This window comes from Lysobacter humi (ex Lee et al. 2017) (genome assembly GCF_054781815.1).
Genome location: NZ_BAAGTR010000007.1, coordinates 32,352 through 49,474, shown reverse-complemented (window position 1 = coordinate 49,474; position 17,123 = coordinate 32,352). Strand labels below are relative to the sequence as shown.

The window sequence follows — 17,123 nt, the reverse complement described above, 5'->3', positions numbered from 1 at the left end:
GGCACGGTGGGGAGCTCGATGCGGACGACCACGGCGTCGCCATGGCCCGACCGACACTAGGAGGCTCGACGGCGCACTTGCACGCTGCGCTCGCAAAATTCTGTCCGGTATGGAGCCGGATTTGCGTTTGTCATTGATTTGCAAAGAAAACGTGCTCTTGACGGGGCATTAACAGTCCCCGTTCAGGTCGTGTTTTATGTTGCGTCGCAACAGACTGTTGCGCAAAACGCGATCCGGTGCCGATTCCGGCCAACGTCCGGATCACACTGGCCGGGTGACCCCGGTCACAGCATCCCGGTCTCGAGCCGAGCGGCCTCGGACATCATCGAGCGGTTCCACGGCGGGTCGAACACCAGCTCGACATCGGCCTCCGCCACCGTCGGGATCAGCTCGATCTTGTCGCGCACGTCGGCCACCAGGACGTCGCCCATGCCGCAGCCCGGCGCGGTGAGCGTCATCTCGACCCGCACCACGCGCTGCGCGGGGTCGGCCTCCGCACGAGCGACCTCGACCCGGTAGACCAGGCCGAGCTCGACGACGTTGATCGGGATCTCGGGGTCGAAGCAGGTGCGCAGCTGCTTCCAGACGAGCTGCTCGACGGCGGCGTCGTCCGCCCCGGCCGGCAGCTCGATCGGCGCGGGCGGCTCCTTGCCGATCGCGTCGGCATCGCGGCCGGCGATGCGGAACAGGTTGCCCTCGACGAACACCGTGAAGCTGCCGCCCAGCGCCTGCGTGATGTAGCCGACGCTGCCGGCCGGCAGGTTCACGGCCTCGCCCTGCGGCACGAGCACCGCGGCGCAGTCGCGCTCGAAGCGCACGGGCTCGCTGGAACGGGAATACATCGGTGAGGGAAGCCGGCTCGGAACTCGGACCATTCTAGTCCAGTTTCCCCGGCGGCCCCGGTTATCCTGTCGGGCTCGCCCCCTCGATGTCCGCATGCCGACCGCCTTCCCGACTCGACGCCGGCTCGCCTGGCTGCTGCTGCCCGTGGTCGTCGCGGGTTTCGCGGCGCTGTGGACGCTCGCCGCGCTCTATTCGGGCCATCAGTGCAGCTGGATGGCGGTGATCGGCGCGATCGACGTGCTGTGGGTGCTCGGGCTGTCCGGCCGCCGCCCGCCGCTGCGCACCGCGGCGGTCGCGGTGCTCGCCACCGCCGCCCTCATCGCGCTCGCGAACTGGAGCGTGGCCGCGGCGCAGGTGGGCGGGATGGTGGGCCTCGACCCGCTCGCTTCGATGACCCGCCTTGGCGCCCGCCACGGCTGGGTGCTGCTGGGAATCGCGAACCGCTGGCAGGACGGCGTCTGGCTGGCGCTCGCGCTCGCGCTCGCCGCCGGAGGGCCGTTCCTCAGTGCCCGCCTTCGAGCGCCTTCAGCTCGCTGACGAGCGCTGCCGCCATCTCGGCGCCGTCGCCGAACAGCATTCGCGTGTTGTCGGCATAGAAGAGCGCGTTCTCGATACCCGCGAAGCCCGTGCCGCGGCCGCGCTTGATCACCACGACGTTCTTCGCATCCACCACGTCCAGGATCGGCATGCCGTAGATCGGGCTCGCCGGGTCGGTCTTGGCGACCGGATTCACCACGTCGTTCGCGCCGATCACGAGGGCGACGTCCGTATTGCGGAACTCCGGGTTGATGTCGTCCATGTCCGCGATGAGGTCGTACGGCACGCCGGCCTCGGCGAGCAGCACGTTCATGTGCCCGGGCATGCGCCCCGCCACCGGGTGGATCGCGAACTTCACCTTGACGCCGCGGTCCATCAGCTTCTGCGTGAGCTCCCAGATCTTGTGCTGCGCCTGCGCCACCGCCAGGCCGTAGCCCGGCACGATCACCACGCGCTCGGCATAGCCCATCAGCGCGGCGACGTCGCCGGCTTCGATCGGCTTCTGGCTGCCGGTGATCGCCTGCGCCTCGCCTCCGCCGCCGAAGCTGCCGAACAGCACGCCGCTGATGGGTCGGTTCATCGCCTTGGCCATCAGCCGGGTCAGCAGCATGCCCGCAGCGCCCACCATCGTGCCGGCGATGATCAATGCCTCGTTGCCGAGCACGTAGCCCTCGAACGCGACGGCGAGGCCGGTGAACGCGTTGTACAGCGAGATCACGACGGGCATGTCCGCGCCGCCGATCGGCAGCGTCATCAGCACGCCGACGGCGAGCGCGGCGACGAAGAAGCCGATCACCCACACGCGCATGTCGTTCGGCGTGCCGAACGCCGGCATCGCGAGGTCGAACACCGCGAGCGCGCCGAAGGCGAGCGCGGCGAAGAAGACCAGCGCATTGAAGGCCTGCTGGCCGGGGAACACGTAGCGCTTGTCCATCCGGCCGTCGAGCTTGGCCCAGGCGATCACGGACCCCGACAGCGATACCGCGCCGATCAGCGCGCCGACGACCGCGAGCACCATCGCCACCACCGGTGTCTCCGCGGTGCCACCGCGCGACCAGCGCAGCAGCTCGACCGCGCCGATCGCCGCCGCCGAGCCGCCGCCCATGCCGTTGTAGAGCGCGACCATCTGCGGCATGTCGGTGATGGCCACCTTCTTGCCCGAGACCCACGCCAGAACCGTACCGAGCCCGAGCGCAACCAGGATCAGGCCGAGGTTGTGCAGCCCGGGCAGCAGGAACGTGGCGACGGTGGCGATCACCATGCCCGCGCCGGCCCAGCGGATGCCGCTGCGCGCGGTCACCGGCGAGGCCATGCGCTGCAGCCCGAGCAGGAACAGCGTGGCGGCGACGAAGTAGGCGATGGCGGCGATCAGCGCGCGCGGGTCGAGTCCGCCGTCCGCGGCCGTCATGCGCCCGCCCCCGGCTTCTTCGAGGCCTTGAACATGTCGAGCATGCGCTCGGTCACCACGTAGCCGCCGGCGGCATTGCCGGCGCCGAGCAGCACGGCGACGAAGCCGATGATCTTCTCCAGCAGCGTGTCGGCATGGCCGAGTACGACCATCGCCCCGATCAGCACGATGCCGTGGATGAAGTTCGAGCCGCTCATCAGCGGCGTGTGCAGGATCACCGGCACCCGCGAGATGATCACGTGCCCGGCGATCGCCGCGAGCATGAAGATGTACAGCGCCACGATCCCGTCCGCCATGCCCCGCTCCCCGATGCCCGGTCGCCGCATCATAACGAGGCATGAATGTCGCCGCGCAAGCGTCAACCTCCGCCGCGGCCGTGCGTTTCCATGCAGGCCCGGAGCGCCTGCCCCATCGACCCGTCCGCCATGCCCAGCCGCCGCGTACCGAAGTCCGCCCCCCTGCCCGTGCCCCATGCGCGGCGCCGGGCCTGAGCGCGGGCGATGACGGTGGCCGACGGCATGCTCGCAGGCACGGTGGCGGCGCCGACGCTGGACGCCTTTCTCGGCACCGTGTCCGCGCGCGCCTTCCGCTTCGCGGAGCTCGGCCTGCGGCATCGCGACGACGCCCTCGACGCGGTGCAGGACGCCATGATCCGGATGCTCGCCTACGCCGATCGCCCCGCCGCCGAATGGACCCCGTTGTTCTGGAGCGTGCTGCGGAGCCGGATCGTCGACATGCAGCGGCGCCGCAACTTCCGCCTGCGCTGGCTGACGACGTCGGCGCAGGACGCGGACGACGCGCCGATCGACTGGGCCGATCCCGGACCCGATCCCTCGCGGAGCAACGACTCGCGCGAGGCCTATGCCCGCCTCGTCGATGCCCTGCGCGGCCTGCCCGCACGCCAGCGCGAGGCCTTCAGCCTGCGTGTGCTGGAGGAACTCGACGTGGAGACCACCGCGCGGGTCATGGGCTGCAGCGAGGGGTCGGTCAAGACGCATCTCTCGAGAGCGCGCGAAGCGCTCGCGAGGCAACTGGAGGAATTTCGATGACCGCCGATCGCACCGGGCCCGCCGGCCTCGACCTGCAGGCGCGCGCCCTGCACGTGGAATCGCTGGAGCACGTGTCGCCACGCGTGAGTGCGCAGCTCGCGCAGCGCCGCCGCGCAGCGCTCGGACCGCGCCCGGCACCGCGTCGCGCGGCCTGGCCGTGGGCGACGGCGGCGGTGGGCGCCCTGGCGTTGGTGATGGCCGTGCAGCTGCCGCGGCCCGACGCCCCCCGGCCGGCGACGCCGACGACGATGGACGCTTCGCCGGTCGTGCTCGCGGTGCTCGACCCCGCGCCCGCCGCCGATGCGCTGCTGGCCGAAGATCCCGACCTGTACCTGTGGCTCGCCTCGAACGAGGGCGGGCCGTATGCGGAGTGACCCCATGAAGCGACGCCTCGCCCCCGCCCTTGCCGCCCTGCTGCTCGCCGTCGCGGTGCCCGCATTCGCGGCTGACCCCGCGCCCCTGCCGGAGTGGGAGCGGCTCACGCCTGCACAGCGCGAGCTGCTGATCGCGCCACTGCGCGAGCGCTGGAACAGCAATCCGGCTTCGCGCGCCCGCATGCTCCAGCACGCGCAGCGCTGGCAGTCGATGACGCCCGAGCAGCGCGCCCGAGCGCGCCATGGCGCGGAGCGCTGGCAGCACATGAGTCCCGAGCAGCGTGCACAGGCGCGCGCCGCGTTCGAGCAGGCCCGCCACCTCGATCCCGCCCAGCGCCGCGCGCTGCGCGAGAAGCTCAAGGCGATGACGCCCGAGCAGCGCCGCGCGTGGCTGGAGTCGCAAGCGAAACCGACGGCGCCGCGTCGCTGAGCGACCGCGCCGACGGTGTCCGCCGGGCCGATCGGCTCGGCCCGATGACGCGATCCGCCGCGCGGCCGCGGATCGCGCGACCGGCTAGGCCGCGTCCGGCGCCGCCTCGCCCGCGCGCTCCGGCCAGACGGTCTTCGCGAGCAGCTCGTCGCTCCAGTCGAAGCGCAGCGCGCCATCGACCAGGAACAGGCTCACGAAGTTCAGCACGTTGCGCGCGTACATCTCGCTGGCGTGGATCGCGCCGAGGCTCGCGAGGCCGAGCGGCCCGGCGACCGTCACGCCGCCAACGTCGATGGTCTCGCCGGGCACCGTCGCCTCGCAGTTGCCACCGCTCTCGGCCGCGAGGTCGACGACGACGCTGCCCGGCCGCATGCCCTCCACCATCGTGCGACTGACGATGCGCGGCGCCGGCCGGCCCGGCACGGCGGCGGTGCAGATCACGACGTCGACCTGCCCGAGGTGCGCGCCGAGCCGCCGCTGCTGCTCCGCGCGCTCCTCGTCGGTGAGCGCGCGCGCGTAGCCGCCCTCGCCTGCGGCACTGACGCCAAGGTCGAGGAAGCGACCGCCGAGCGACTCGATCTGTTCGCGCGTCTCGGGACGTACGTCGAAGCCTTCCACCTGCGCGCCGAGGCGCCGTGCGGTCGCGATCGCCTGCAGGCCGGCGACGCCGGCGCCGATGACCAGCACCTTGGCCGGGCGGATGGTGCCCGCCGCGGTGGTGAGCATCGGGAAGAAGCGCGGCGCGAGCATCGCGCCGATCAGCACCGCCTTGTAGCCGGCCATGCCGGCCTGCGAGCTGAGCACGTCCATGGCCTGGGCGCGCGTGGTGCGCGGCAGGCGCTCGAGCGGGAAGGCGACGAGGCCGCGCGCGGTGATCGCCTCCGCGCGGGCCGGTTCGGCCTGAGGCGCGAGCAGGCCGACCAGCGTGGTGCCGGCGCGTAGGCCGTCGAGCACATGCGCCTGCGGCGGCTGCACGCAGAGCAGCAGGTCGGCCGCGAGCACCTCCTCCGCAGCGACCACGTCGGCGCCGGCCTCGACATAGGTGGCGTCCGGGAAGCCCGCCGCGGCGCCGGCGCCGGTCTCGACGCGCACCGCCGCGCCGCGGGCGACGAGCTTGCGCACGGTCTCGGGCGTGGCAGCCACGCGGCGCTCGCCGGGCGCGCGCTCGCGCGGGACACCTACCGTCACTGCGGTCATGCGGGCACTCCGTCGAGGGTCGGCTGCATCCTAACCAGAGCGACCGTCCACGGCGACGGTCGCCCAAACGACGAGGGCGGCCGAAGCCGCCCTCGTTCTCCATTGCGGGCGCGGTCAGTGCGCGACGGCGACCCGCAGTTGCTGCTGCAGCTGCTGCATGGCCGCGTCGAACGGCGAGCGGCCTGCGTCGATCGCGAGGCGACCTTCCGCCCCGAGCATCGCGAGTTCCTCGACGCTCGCCGCGATCACCCGCATGCCGCGGCGGTTCACCAGCAGCAGGCGCGAGGTGAGCGGGCTGATCCAGGCGATCTTGGCGGAGATCGGCTCGCCCTGCGTGTCGTTGAGGCGCACCCACGCGCCGACTTCGAGCTGGCGGATCTTCGCCACCCAGGCCGGGTCGCACTGCAGGGTGTCGGTACCGCCGACGAGCCACAGGCGACCTTCCTGTTCCGGCTCGTCGCGCACGGCAGGCGGCATCGGGCGGATGCGGCGCGGCGCGTCCGGGTCGGACAGCCCGCGCACGATGCCGGCAAGGCCATGGCTCGCGGCCGTGGCATCGAGCCCGGACGAGGCGAGGCATTCGGTGAGCGGCCCCTCGAGCGCGATCAGCTGGCGCACCAGCGCCTCGCCATCGGCCCGCGCGGCGAGCACGTCGGCGCGGATCAGGCCGTCGCCCATCGCGATCGCCTCGCGGAAGCGCGGGCCTTCCTCGCCTTCGCGCAACAGCGTCTGGACGAGGTGATGCCGCCACGGCGTGCAGAGGAAGTCGCCGATCGCCTGCGTGAGTGGCGCGCTCGCCAGGCGGCGCTGCAGCACCGCATCGGCCTGCGCGCGCGCCTGCCCGAGGCGCTCGCGGCCGAAGCTCGCCTTTGCGGCGCGTTGCTCCTGCAGCTCGACGCGACGACGCTGCTGCGACAGCAGCTCCTCGAGCTCGGCATGCGCCATCTCGAAGACGGAGAGGTCCTCGTTGAACTCGGCGACGACGCGCTGCGACACGGCCGCGGCGCGATCGAGCAGCTCGCGGTCCTGCGGCGTCGCGCCGGCGTTGTCCTCGCAGGCCTCCGTCAGCGCGTCGAGCAGGCGGCGTGCCGGATGATCGCGCTCGACGAACATCGAGTCGTCATTGATGGCGACCTTCACGTACGGGAGCACCAGCCGCGCATAGACGCGGCGCGCGCGCTCCTGCAGCGAATGCGTGCGGAACAGCGATTCGAACAGGAGCGCGACCATGTCGATCGCGTCCTCGTCATCGGGCGACAGGGCCGTGTACTCCGGGTGCAGCCCGAGACGGCGGGCGCCTTCGGCGAGGTAGCCGCGGATCGCGTCGGACAGCTTGCCGGAGCTGGCGAGCGCACGCGCGAACACGTCCGGCGGCTCGGCCTGGAGCACGGAGGCGATGCTCGTCACCTCGCGCGAGTCGAATTCGCGGAGCGTGCCGGGACCGGCAGCCGCGCCATAGCCGTACCCGGCCGGGGACGTCGGCCGGTAACCGGGCACGCCCGTCGACAGGCCCACGGGCGCCTGCGCGAGCGTGCGCGGGCCCTCGCTGCGGCGCTCCATGCGCCACAGGCGCAGCTGCTCGCGCAGGGGCTCGAGCTCCTGGGAATGGCGAAGGCCGCGCTCCTCGTGCGGCCCACGCGCGAGCGGCTCGGCCATGTAGCCGGGCGACGGTGCGAGCGGTGCCGGCGGCGCATACGGGGGCGGCGCGTACACGGGTGCGGCCGCATAGCCCTGCTGCGGCAGCGGCGCCTGCACCTGCGGTGCCGGTTCGGGCAGCGGCGCGGGCGTCTCGTCGAGCGCCGGATACCCCTTGAGCGCACTCGGCGCCCACGCGCTCACGCCGTATCCGGCGCGGTCGAGAACGGCGCCGAGGTTCGGATAGAGCGCGTCGAGGATCGGCACCAGCTGCTGCTGGTACTGGCGGAACAGGACGCGCACCAACGTCTCGGACACGCCGCCGCCGGCGGCGAGCGCCGACACCAGCGTGGAGCACAGGCGCGACGGCGCGACGGGATTCGGGCCGGCGGGCACGCGCATCGCGAGCGCCAGTTCCTCGAACTGCGTGCGCAGCGCCAGCAGCTGCGTCTGGTAGCGCTGGTCGAGGATCTCCGTCAGGCGCTGGCCCGCGAGGTGCAGGTCGATCAGCTCCTCGTCGATCAGGCCGAGCGTCATTCCCGAGCGGATGAAGGGATTGCGGAACTCCTCGAAGCCCTGTGCGATCTGCTGGCGATAGCTCATCGTGTCGGTGGCGCCACGCGAGCGCAGCACCGCCACGCCGGCGAGCTCCGGGTACATCTCCGGGCCCGCTTCCGAGAGCTCGCGCTCGGCGGGCACGTAGAGCGCCGTCGGGAACGTGCCGAGGCGCTCGACCGACAGCCGCTTGAGGGCTTCGAGCACGCGCGCGGGCTCGAGGCGCTGGTCGAAACCGGGTTCTTCGAAGTGACCGATCACGGGATTTCCTCTCCCAGATGGTCGATGCATGACATCGACTCGAACCGCAGCATAGTGGCAATCTGCGTCACTAAATGACTTGAAAACGCGATCTGTGAGCCATGTCCCAGCAGCCGCTCGATACGCCGACAGGCGGTGAATTTCCCGACTTAGACGTGCTCGACGCACGCCGCTCGGTGCCCGCGATGCAGTTGTGTGACCCCGGTCCCGATGACGCGGCGCTGTTGCGCATGCTGCGCTCGGCCGTGCGTGTCCCCGATCACGGAAAGCGGGTGCCGTGGCGGTTCGTCCGCATCCAGGGCGCGGCCCGTGCCGCGCTCGGCGAGCGACTGGCCGCACGCAGCCGCGAGCGGGATCCCGCCGCCAGCGACGCCGTGATCGAGAAGGACCGCCAGCGCTTCCTGCACGCGCCCGTGGTCGTCGCCGTGCTCGCCAGGCAGGGCGAGGATCCCAAGATCCCGGCCAGTGAGCGTCTGCTCAGCGCGGGCTGCGTATGCTTCGCGCTCCTGCAGGCCGCGCAGGCCCTCGGCTACGGCGCCTGCTGGTACACCGGCTGGGCGGCGTACGACGACGGTATCCGCCGGACCTTGCGCGTCGCGGACGACGAGGTTGTCGCCGGCTACATCCACATCGGCACGATCCGCCAGCGCGCACCCGAGCGCGACCGGCCGGATCCGGCCGCGCTGCTCACCGACTGGATTCCCGAATGAACCCCGCCGCGTCGACCCCGAACACCGTCCACCTGGTCGACGCGAGCGTCTACGTGTTCCGGGCATGGCACTCCATGCCCAACGAGTTCCATGACGCCGACGGCTGGCCGACGAACGCCGTGCACGGCTTCGCGCGGTTCCTGCTCGAGCTGCTCGAGCGCACCCAGCCGACGCACGTGCTGGTCGCCTTCGACGAGGCGCTCGATACCTGTTTCCGCAATCGCCTGTACCCGGCCTACAAGGCCAACCGCGATCCGGCCCCCGAGGAACTCAAGCGCCAGTTCGCGCATTGCCGCGCGCTCTGCGAGGCGATGGGCCTGGCCACCGTCGCGCACAGCGACTACGAGGCCGACGACCTCATCGGCAGCGCGCTGCATGCGATGCGCGCCCGTGGCTATCGCGGCGTGATCGTCTCGGCCGACAAGGACCTCTCGCAGCTGCTCGGCGCCGGCGACGAGCAGTGGGACTTCGCGCGCGGCCAGCGCTGGGGCGCGGCCGGCGTGCCGGCGCGGCACGGCGTGGAGGCCCACCAGATCGCCGACTACCTCGCCCTCACCGGCGATGCGATCGACAACATCCCCGGCGTGCCCGGCATCGGCTCGAAGACCGCCGCCGCGCTGCTCGGGCACTTCGGCTCGCTCGACGAGATCCTGCGGCGGATCGAGGAGGTGCCGTACCTGTCGTCGATCCGCGGCGCCGCGCGCTGTGCGCAGCAGCTGCGCACCCATCGCGAGCAGGCCCTGCTCTGCCGGCAGCTCGCCACCATCGCGCTCGACGCGCCCTGCGCCACGGCGAGCCCGCACTACGCGCGCGGCGCCGCCGACCGCGATGCCCTGCTCGCGCTCGCCGAGCACCTGCGCTTCGGCCCGCTCACGCGCCGGCGCATGCACGCCGCGTGCGGCCTCGACTTCATGCCCGCGGCACCCGAAGCCGTCTAGGATCGCAGGCACCTCCCGACGCCTGCGCCCATGAGACATCCCGACGCCGACGCCCCCCGCGAAGTGCTGCACGAAGGCCGCTGGCTGCGCCTGGTCCAGCGCGGACGCTGGGAATATGCCGAGCGCGTCCACGGCGGCGGCATGGCGGTGATCATCATCGCGGTCACGCCGGCGGACGAGGTGCTGTTCGTCGAGCAGTTCCGGATCCCGCTCGGCAAGCCGACCATCGAGATGCCCGCGGGGCTCGTCGGCGACGAGCGCGACGACGACACGCTCGCCGAAGCCGCGCGCCGTGAGCTGATCGAGGAGACCGGCTGGTCGCCGGCCCATGTCGAGGTCCTGCTGATCGGCCCGACCTCGTCGGGCATGAGCAGCGAGCGCATCGCCTTCGTGCGTGCCACCGGCCTGACGAAAGTGGGCGACGGCGGCGGCGTCGACGACGAGCAGATCCTCGTGCATCGCATCCCGCGTGCCGAGGCGCCGGCCTGGCTGATGCGCAAGGCCGCCGAGGGTTACGAGGTCGACCTCAAGCTCTGGGGCGGGCTCTGGATGCTCGAGCGCGAGCCGGACGGACGGCCGCTCACGCGCTGAGTCCGTGTCCCGGCGAGCCGATCGACCGCGCGATGCGATCGGTCGCTGCTGCATGCGCCGCCCGCCTTCTCGCGTCGGTAACAGCCGCTTTTCCTAGAATCGCGCAGCCTAGAAGGGAAGCGATCCATGCACGTACTCGTTTGCGGCGGCGCCGGCTATGTCGGCTCGCACGCGGCCCTCGCGCTCGCACGCGCCGGCCATGAAGTCACCGTCCTCGACAACATGCTGACCGGCCACCGGGAGGCGGTCCGCTGGGGCCGCCTGGTCGATGCCGACATCCTCCGCCCGGAGACGCTCGACGCCGGCTTCGAGCGCAAGGTCGACGCGGTGATGCACTTCTGCGCGCGCTCGCTCGTCGGCGAGTCGATGACCGACCCTTACGCCTACTACCAGAACAACGTCACCGGCACGCTCAACCTGCTCGAAGCGATGCGCCGGCACGGCGTCGACCGGCTCGTGTTCTCGTCGACCGCCGCCGTCTTCGGCGTGCCCGTCGGCGACCTGATCGACGAGGAGCACCCGAAGGCGCCGATCAATCCGTATGGCGCGTCGAAGCTGATGGTCGAGCAGATCCTGCGCGATGCGGCCACGGCCTACGGCCTGCGGTCGGTCGCACTGCGCTACTTCAATGCCGCCGGCGCCGCCGCGGACGAAGGCATTGGCGAGTCGCACGAGCCGGAAACACATCTGATCCCGAACGCGCTCAAGGCCGCGGCCGGCGGCGGCGCGGGCCTCAAGGTGTTCGGCAACGACTATCCAACGCGCGACGGCACCTGCGTGCGCGACTACGTGCACGTGCTCGACCTCGCCGACGCGCACCTGCGCGCGCTCGACTGGATGGACCGCGAGCCCGGCGCGCACCGCTTCAACCTCGGCAACGGCAACGGCTTCTCGGTGCTCGAGGTGATCGAGGCCGCGCGCAAGGTCACCGGCCGCGACATCCCCTTCGACATCGGCCCGCGCCGTGCCGGCGACCCACCAGTACTCGTGGCGTCGAGCGGGCTGGCACGCGAAAAGCTCGGCTGGACGCCCCGGTTCGACCGGATCGAACCTATTATCGAGACCGCCTGGGCCTGGCACCGCGCGCCCGCCTACTGAGGTTTCCGATGGAGCCGTACCGCCTGCTCGTTCCCGCGACGAACGAGAATTTCGACGAGGCGGGGTATCTGGCGGCGAATCCGGATGTGGCGGCGGCGGTGACGCGGGGCGTGATGCCGTCGGGGCGGGTGCATTTCGATGCCTTCGGATCTGCGGAGCAGCGTGCGCTGCGCCGCCGCGTTCCAGACGCGATGAAGGCCGAGAAGCTCGCGCGCGTGCGCCCGCTGTTGCGCGACGGCGCGATCGTCGCCGACCGCGACATGCTCATTGATTGCCTACCGGACGCGACGCGGGCGGAACTGCACCTCGACCCGACGGACAATGTCAGCGCACACGAATACGACGAGCGGGCGCTTGCCCTGATCGACCAGCATCGGGACGGGCTGGTTCTCGACTGCGGCGCAGGGTTGCGCAATACGTACTACCCGAACGTCGTCAACTACGAGATCGTCGCCTACGACACCACCGACGTGCTCGGCGCGGCGGAGCGTCTCCCGTTCGCGGACGCGACCTTCGAGGCCGTGCTCTCGCTCAACGTGCTCGAGCACGTCAAGGACCCCTTCGAAGCTGCGCGCGAGATCATGCGCGTGATGAAGCCCGGCGCGGAGCTGATGGCAGTCGCACCGTTTCTGCAACCGCTACACGGGTATCCGCATCACTACTACAACATGACGGCGCGCGGGCTGGAGAACCTGTTCGAGCCGCTGGTCGAGAAATCCATTGCGGTCTATGGAGCGATGCGGCCCGTCTGGGCATTGAACTGGTTCCTGCAGCGATACGCAGCGTCCCTCGAGCCCATGCAGCGTTCAGCGTTCGAGTCGATGACAGTTGCCGATCTCATGTGCGATGCCTCCGCGCTCGAACGCGAGACGTTCGCCACGGACATGGCGCCCGCTGCACTCACGGAACTGGCCTCGGCGCACGCCCTGTTCGCCTGCAAGCCGGCCACCTGACGGACAGGGCGGGCTACACGTTGATCGGCACCACTGCACTGCGCCGCCGCCGGCCCCGCCACCGCTAGCGATCCTTCTTGCTTACCGTCTTGCGTGGCCGAGCGACCAAAGGTTCGGACCCTGGCTGCGAGAGACGCCTTCTCGGCGCACACTTCTTGCGGGCATCCTGTCCGCCGGGCGCCGGGTTCGCATCGACGGGAGCCCCTAGACCAAGGCCTTTGAGCCGGTAATGCTCACGAAGGCGCCTGACAAGATCGCGGTTCGTATCGCCCGCTTGCTTGCGGTAGCTCACCTGATGCGGCTCGTAGCGCAGCGTAGGCAGTCCGAGGAACTCGCCCACCCGCCGCGTGCCGGCCGTTGGATCCGCCACAAAATCCTCGTAGCGAACACGGAGCGCCTCGATCCCCATCAGTTCGAACACGAGCGGGAAGTACGCATTCCGAAGGGCGATCGAGCGGGCGATCCCGAACATCTGCTCGGGGTCATAGGGCACTTGCGCCTCGATCCCCTTGTCCTCGCTGGTCCATCGCTTCGTATGCCAGGCGACGTTGAGCGACGCAGCCTGTCCGATGATGTCGTCGCGGTAGACGTGTACGAAACGCGCGTCCGACGCCCACTGGTCGAGCACGCCCTCCTCGTAGAGCAGGAGCAACTGGCTCAGGGAGACCTTGCAAGCGAAGTAGCCTGATGGCGACATCTGGTCGCGGGCCAGCCAGTTCAGGTACTCCTCCAGCGAACGAAGGCCGTTGCGGTCTGCAAGCGCACGGACAACGTCCCAGCACATGAATTCGTCGGCCTGGCGTAGCTGTCCATCCGACGCGATCGCCTGCGCGAGGAAGTTCGATCCGCAGCGATTGGTAAAGCAAATGAAAACGACCTTGCACGGCTGCAGCGCCACTGGGGTCGAGCCATCCGCGGTCCTGGCGAACTGATTGCGAATCTCGAAGGCATGTTCGTCGGGGTAGACCTCGGGCACGATTGGAAATGCCCGTGTGCGCGTCGGCCTCGGGAGCGGGACCGTCGGCCGCGCCGGCTCCACGACGGGTGCCGTGACCGAAGCAGGCGACTTGCGCGCACTTGCACGCTTCGCCGGCGTGGCGGGTTTCTGCCGATCCTTCGCTTTGGGACTCACTGGCCTCGATACTCCTTGAGCGTACGCGGGCGATCAAACTCGGGGATCTCTGATACGGACGCGCGGCGCTCGCGGATGATCTGCTGAAGCCGCCCCAGGAGTTCTTCGGCCGGAATGTCGACGGGGACCACGTCGCCGAATCCGGCGTTACGTACGCGCTCTGCCGGCACGCCGAGGTCCGTCACCACCGGCCATAGCCCATGCTCGAACGCCGAGGTGAGCGTGTACGAGAAAGTCTCGGGCACCTGATTCAGGAACAGTGCGACGTCAGGCATCCGGCTGTCTAGAAGATCGTGTAGAGCATCGTCGGTGTAGCGCCCGAGAATCTTCACATTGCTGTAGCCGGCAAGGCCGGCGTTGTCCTCGGTCTCCCCGAACACGATGAACTCCAGGGGCGAGCGCAGTCGGAGCCCTTCGCGTGCACATTCGACGAGGCGCGAATAACCCTTGATTTCGCTAATGCCGCCGATGAGCGCCACACGGTACGGACCCGTGCCCGCAGGCGGCGCCGCGCGCGCGCGACGACGCGAGGCGACCTGCTCCGGGTAGGGATGGGCGACGACGCGAAAGGCTGCGTCGATGCCCGCATTGCGCATGCGGCCAACGACGTCGTGTCCACCCGCGAACACGCGTTCTGCCTGTCCGAGAACCCATGCGAAATACTCGCGATAGCGGCGAATATCGTGGCCAGCCGCGCGCAGCACCGCACGCAGGCCCGGGTGGGCCTCGTCATACGCAGCACACTGGCTACAGAGCACGCCGTCGGCGTCGCAGGGTCGACCAGCCCGATCCCGGAGCGTGACGCGAGGACAGATCCAGGCATAGTCGTGGATAGTCGCGTCGAAATGCGGCTGACGGACAACCCACTGCATGAGCGCGTCGGGTACGCCGAACGGTGCGTGCAGGTGCACGCGCTCGAAGGCGAGCGCGTCGAGCTGGTCGACCAGTGTGGTGACCTCGTCGACGTCGTAGGCCTCGTCATGACGCGCCATGAACAGACCCGGCATCCGAGCCCGCTGCGTGTCGAGGCGAAGCACGGCCTGGCCCTCTGCGCCGAAGGAGAGGACGGCATTCACATGCCCCTCGTTCTCGTACAGGCGGGCCAAGTCACGGACATATCGCTCGGTGCCACCACCGAAGTCATGGGTGATGTGCAGCACACGTGGGCACGGCAGGCGCTCTCCAAGCACGGCGAGGTTGACTTGTCGGCGAGCACGGGCCGGCGGGTCCTTGCGCAGGAACACCTGTATAAGCCGGTCGTAGAACGGATAGCGTTCGGCAATCTTGCGAGAGCTCTCCTGGATGCGCACGAGCTTCTCGTCCCCGAATGACACGCCACCGCGGTGCACGACGAACACATTAGGCGCGAGCACGTGCCGCCACCCGCGCGCGGATGCCTTCAGGCAGAAGTCCACCTCCTCCCCATAGCCGCGCCCCCAGGTCTTTGCGTCGAACAGCCCGAGCTCGTCGATGCACGCACGGCGGATGTACATGCAGTAGCCGACCGCGACCGGCAGGTCGATCGGCTCGCCGCTTCCGCTCGCGGCGTGTCGATCGAGGCTGACCAACTGCGACCGCTCCTCGACCGCGAGCGACTTGCACAGGTAAGGCAGGCTGCAGACCTCGCCGTTGTTGGAGAACGGCGTGACTGTTCCAATCGTCAGATCTTTCGCAGCGACGCCGAGTATCCGATCGACCCAATCGCCCTGCACGACGGTGTCGGCATTGAGCAGGATGACGTCACGACGACCAGCGACCGTCATACCGATGTTGACCGCCTCCGAGAAGCCGCCGTTGCGCTGGCGCTCGATCAGGATCACCCGGCCCGCATGTCTGCTTGCGATGCGACGGAGGTACTCGGTAATGCGTGTATCCGGCGAGCGGTCGTTGACGAGGATCAGGCGGTAGTCGCTCTCGTTGCGGCTGGCGAGGACACTCTCAATGCACTCCACGGTCTCGGAAGCGCCGGAGTAGACCGGGACAATTACGTCAACGCCGATTCCGTCCGCCTCCCCCGAACGATCGGGGAGGTAGTCGACCGAAACGATCGGCTCGACGGGTAGCAGGGCGCGGGCCGCTGATATCAGCCTACGGGGCCCCGGGTCGCCGCTCGATTCGGCCGAGAACGCACTTTGACTCAGTGCAACCAGTGCCGCCGAAGGATCGTCGAGACGGACGACCACCAGCACCGTGCCGGTATCGGCATCGACGATCTCGATGTGCCGTCCGTCTAGCGAGGCACCGAAGTTCACATGGAAGCCGACGAGGTCGTTTGGCAGCCCGAGGGCCTGTGCGACGTCCGTTCGCCGCTGATTGGCATAAACCTCCACAGGGGCCATTCCAGCCGCACGCACCTCGAGCCGCAGGCTTCGCGGCTGCGCCAACCGTATCGCCCAACCGGCAATCGCACGGTCATCCACCCGATCGATATTGACGCGGTAGTCCGGCCATCTGACGAAGAGAGGATCGGTGGCAAGTGACGCCAATGCACCGGTTCCGCGCACTTGCACCACGTGGCGCCGCGCGTCGAGCAGCTCGCCAGAGGCGTCCCAGTACCCGACAAGGGTCTGGTCGTGGGCACCAACGCCCGTTGGAAGCCCCTTGCGCAACGTAAGCGGTGAATGGAACTCCCCATCGACCAGGATATCGAGCCGTGCAGACTCGACCGGCCAGCCCGACAGCGTGACCCTCATTCGCCCGTCGTAGGTCGGCTCCGCGGTGAGGACCGCACGCTTCTCGGCGTCGACCACCACCGACCCCGATAGCAACTCCTCCTCGCAGTACGCGACAAGGGTCGTTTCGGCCGTGGTCAAACGCTCCGGATCGATCTTGATCCTGAAGCCATAGCCAGTCTTCTCTGCAAGCACCAGATCCGGTCGCGGCAGATCGGCCGTGCCCGACGCGATCCGTTCCTCCCCCAGGTATATCCCGACTTCGCGTCCCGCTCGGTCGCCCCCGACCCAGCCGGTGACATGGAAGCGTTCGTCGATTGCATCGAGGCTCCCCTCGATGGGTTCGCGAAACTCCGCGGCGTCGAGACGCACGCGAAGCGTTCCCGGAAGCATGGGCCGGTTTTCGGTACCGAGAGTGAGCATTACATCGTGCTCGTGTCCGTCGCATAGCGCGGCAGGGATGACGAACCGGAAGCCACAGAAGCCATCGCGATAGCCGAGCTTCTGGAGGTCCGGGCGAAATTCGTCGGCCACGAACTGACAGCGCTCGACGCCATCGATCCAGAGTGCAATGCGCGCCGGGCCGGCCTGGCGTGCGTCGAACGCCCAGCCGCGGGTAAGCACGCCGGTCTCATCGACATGAAACAGTACGACCGACGAGTTTTGCGAATCCATGACCATGAATCTCCGATCCCCTCAAATTCTTGCCGGTCCGCTTGCAAAAGCACCGCCACCAAAGT

Annotated in this window: 16 protein-coding genes; 9 read left to right on the top strand and 7 right to left on the bottom strand. The window is 69.5% G+C overall.

Translation table 11 applies throughout. The features are described from left to right. Positions 1–284 precede the first annotated feature (284 nt). Positions 285–842 (bottom strand): putative Fe-S cluster assembly protein SufT, encoded by a 558-nt coding sequence (gene sufT, locus ACYVJJ_RS06235; RefSeq protein ID WP_460832023.1) that lies wholly within the window; start codon positions 840–842, stop codon positions 285–287. Positions 843–936: 94 nt separating this feature from the next. Here sufT and ACYVJJ_RS06230 point away from each other — a divergent pair, with 94 nt between their 5' ends. Further along, positions 937–1,380 carry a hypothetical protein gene (locus ACYVJJ_RS06230; protein ID WP_460832021.1) on the top strand — a complete coding sequence of 148 codons (444 nt, stop codon included), beginning with the start codon at positions 937–939 and terminating at the stop codon, positions 1,378–1,380. Here ACYVJJ_RS06230 and ACYVJJ_RS06225 read toward each other — a convergent pair. Together ACYVJJ_RS06225 and ACYVJJ_RS06220 are read right to left on the bottom strand one after the other, a co-directional pair. Further along, the gene (locus ACYVJJ_RS06225) at positions 1,346–2,788 is read right to left on the bottom strand and encodes an NAD(P)(+) transhydrogenase (Re/Si-specific) subunit beta (RefSeq protein ID WP_460832019.1); all 1,443 of its coding nucleotides are present in this window, start codon (positions 2,786–2,788) and stop codon (positions 1,346–1,348) included. The genes ACYVJJ_RS06230 and ACYVJJ_RS06225 overlap by 35 nt on opposite strands. Further along, entirely contained in the window at positions 2,785–3,084 is a 300-nt protein-coding gene (locus tag ACYVJJ_RS06220) for an NAD(P) transhydrogenase subunit alpha part 2 (RefSeq protein ID WP_460832017.1), read from the bottom strand. Before ACYVJJ_RS06220 ends, ACYVJJ_RS06225 begins: the two co-directional genes overlap by 4 nt. Positions 3,085–3,288: 204 nt before the next feature. On the opposite strand from ACYVJJ_RS06220, the gene ACYVJJ_RS06215 reads away from it, so the two are divergent. From ACYVJJ_RS06215 to ACYVJJ_RS06205, 3 genes are read left to right on the top strand one after another with little or no spacing between them, the layout of a single operon-like run. After that, positions 3,289–3,837 carry an RNA polymerase sigma factor gene (locus ACYVJJ_RS06215; protein ID WP_460832016.1) on the top strand — a complete coding sequence of 183 codons (549 nt, stop codon included), beginning with the start codon at positions 3,289–3,291 and terminating at the stop codon, positions 3,835–3,837. Beyond that, positions 3,834–4,211: a hypothetical protein gene (locus ACYVJJ_RS06210; RefSeq protein ID WP_460832014.1), complete on the top strand. Its 378-nt coding sequence runs from the start codon at positions 3,834–3,836 to the stop codon at positions 4,209–4,211. The genes ACYVJJ_RS06215 and ACYVJJ_RS06210 overlap by 4 nt, the downstream gene beginning before the upstream one ends. A 4-nt stretch (positions 4,212–4,215) precedes the next feature. Beyond that, positions 4,216–4,641: a DUF3106 domain-containing protein gene (locus ACYVJJ_RS06205; protein WP_460832013.1), complete on the top strand. Its 426-nt coding sequence runs from the start codon at positions 4,216–4,218 to the stop codon at positions 4,639–4,641. Between the two features lie 84 nt (positions 4,642–4,725). Here the strand turns inward: ACYVJJ_RS06205 and ACYVJJ_RS06200 are convergent, their stop codons facing one another. Together ACYVJJ_RS06200 and ACYVJJ_RS06195 are read right to left on the bottom strand one after the other, a co-directional pair. After that, positions 4,726–5,838 (bottom strand): NAD(P) transhydrogenase subunit alpha, encoded by a 1,113-nt coding sequence (locus tag ACYVJJ_RS06200; protein ID WP_460832012.1) that lies wholly within the window; start codon positions 5,836–5,838, stop codon positions 4,726–4,728. A 114-nt stretch (positions 5,839–5,952) separates the two neighbouring features. Then, positions 5,953–8,289 (bottom strand): DUF1631 family protein, encoded by a 2,337-nt coding sequence (locus tag ACYVJJ_RS06195; protein WP_460832010.1) that lies wholly within the window; start codon positions 8,287–8,289, stop codon positions 5,953–5,955. Positions 8,290–8,390: 101 nt separating this feature from the next. Here ACYVJJ_RS06195 and ACYVJJ_RS06190 point away from each other — a divergent pair, with 101 nt between their 5' ends. The 5 genes from ACYVJJ_RS06190 (at position 8,391) to ACYVJJ_RS06170 (ending at position 12,579) form a co-directional block, all read left to right on the top strand. After that, positions 8,391–8,999, top strand: a complete 609-nt coding sequence (locus tag ACYVJJ_RS06190) for a nitroreductase family protein (RefSeq protein ID WP_460832009.1) — start codon at positions 8,391–8,393, stop codon at positions 8,997–8,999. Then, positions 8,996–9,937 (top strand): 5'-3' exonuclease, encoded by a 942-nt coding sequence (locus ACYVJJ_RS06185; protein ID WP_460832007.1) that lies wholly within the window; start codon positions 8,996–8,998, stop codon positions 9,935–9,937. The genes ACYVJJ_RS06190 and ACYVJJ_RS06185 overlap by 4 nt, the downstream gene beginning before the upstream one ends. Before the next feature lie 30 nt (positions 9,938–9,967). Further along, positions 9,968–10,528: an NUDIX hydrolase gene (locus tag ACYVJJ_RS06180; protein WP_460832005.1), complete on the top strand. Its 561-nt coding sequence runs from the start codon at positions 9,968–9,970 to the stop codon at positions 10,526–10,528. Between the two features lie 126 nt (positions 10,529–10,654). After that, positions 10,655–11,626 (top strand): UDP-glucose 4-epimerase GalE, encoded by a 972-nt coding sequence (galE, locus tag ACYVJJ_RS06175; protein ID WP_460832003.1) that lies wholly within the window; start codon positions 10,655–10,657, stop codon positions 11,624–11,626. Positions 11,627–11,712: 86 nt separating this feature from the next. Further along, positions 11,713–12,579: a methyltransferase domain-containing protein gene (locus tag ACYVJJ_RS06170; RefSeq protein WP_460832002.1), complete on the top strand. Its 867-nt coding sequence runs from the start codon at positions 11,713–11,715 to the stop codon at positions 12,577–12,579. A gap of 64 nt (positions 12,580–12,643) precedes the next feature. Here the strand turns inward: ACYVJJ_RS06170 and ACYVJJ_RS06165 are convergent, their stop codons facing one another. Continuing rightward, a complete protein-coding gene (locus tag ACYVJJ_RS06165; protein WP_460832000.1) occupies positions 12,644–13,555 on the bottom strand; it encodes a Stf0 family sulfotransferase in 912 nt (303 codons plus the stop codon). A gap of 152 nt (positions 13,556–13,707) precedes the next feature. After that, complete coding sequence (locus ACYVJJ_RS06160; RefSeq protein ID WP_460831999.1) at positions 13,708–17,058, bottom strand: glycosyltransferase; 3,351 nt, start codon at positions 17,056–17,058, stop codon at positions 13,708–13,710. Positions 17,059–17,123 lie beyond the last annotated feature (65 nt).

What these genes read in the sequence shown, in the direction of transcription:
- sufT (WP_460832023.1), bottom strand. Translation starts at nt 842, where the DNA reads ATGTATTCCCGTTCCAGCGAGCCCGTGCGCTTCGAGCGCGACTGCGCC.
- ACYVJJ_RS06230 (WP_460832021.1), top strand. Translation starts at nt 937, where the DNA reads ATGCCGACCGCCTTCCCGACTCGACGCCGGCTCGCCTGGCTGCTGCTG.
- ACYVJJ_RS06225 (WP_460832019.1), bottom strand. Translation starts at nt 2,788, where the DNA reads ATGACGGCCGCGGACGGCGGACTCGACCCGCGCGCGCTGATCGCCGCC.
- ACYVJJ_RS06220 (WP_460832017.1), bottom strand. Translation starts at nt 3,084, where the DNA reads ATGGCGGACGGGATCGTGGCGCTGTACATCTTCATGCTCGCGGCGATC.
- ACYVJJ_RS06215 (WP_460832016.1), top strand. Translation starts at nt 3,289, where the DNA reads ATGACGGTGGCCGACGGCATGCTCGCAGGCACGGTGGCGGCGCCGACG.
- ACYVJJ_RS06210 (WP_460832014.1), top strand. Translation starts at nt 3,834, where the DNA reads ATGACCGCCGATCGCACCGGGCCCGCCGGCCTCGACCTGCAGGCGCGC.
- ACYVJJ_RS06205 (WP_460832013.1), top strand. Translation starts at nt 4,216, where the DNA reads ATGAAGCGACGCCTCGCCCCCGCCCTTGCCGCCCTGCTGCTCGCCGTC.
- ACYVJJ_RS06200 (WP_460832012.1), bottom strand. Translation starts at nt 5,838, where the DNA reads ATGACCGCAGTGACGGTAGGTGTCCCGCGCGAGCGCGCGCCCGGCGAG.
- ACYVJJ_RS06190 (WP_460832009.1), top strand. Translation starts at nt 8,391, where the DNA reads ATGTCCCAGCAGCCGCTCGATACGCCGACAGGCGGTGAATTTCCCGAC.
- ACYVJJ_RS06185 (WP_460832007.1), top strand. Translation starts at nt 8,996, where the DNA reads ATGAACCCCGCCGCGTCGACCCCGAACACCGTCCACCTGGTCGACGCG.
- ACYVJJ_RS06180 (WP_460832005.1), top strand. Translation starts at nt 9,968, where the DNA reads ATGAGACATCCCGACGCCGACGCCCCCCGCGAAGTGCTGCACGAAGGC.
- galE (WP_460832003.1), top strand. Translation starts at nt 10,655, where the DNA reads ATGCACGTACTCGTTTGCGGCGGCGCCGGCTATGTCGGCTCGCACGCG.
- ACYVJJ_RS06160 (WP_460831999.1), bottom strand. Translation starts at nt 17,058, where the DNA reads ATGGATTCGCAAAACTCGTCGGTCGTACTGTTTCATGTCGATGAGACC.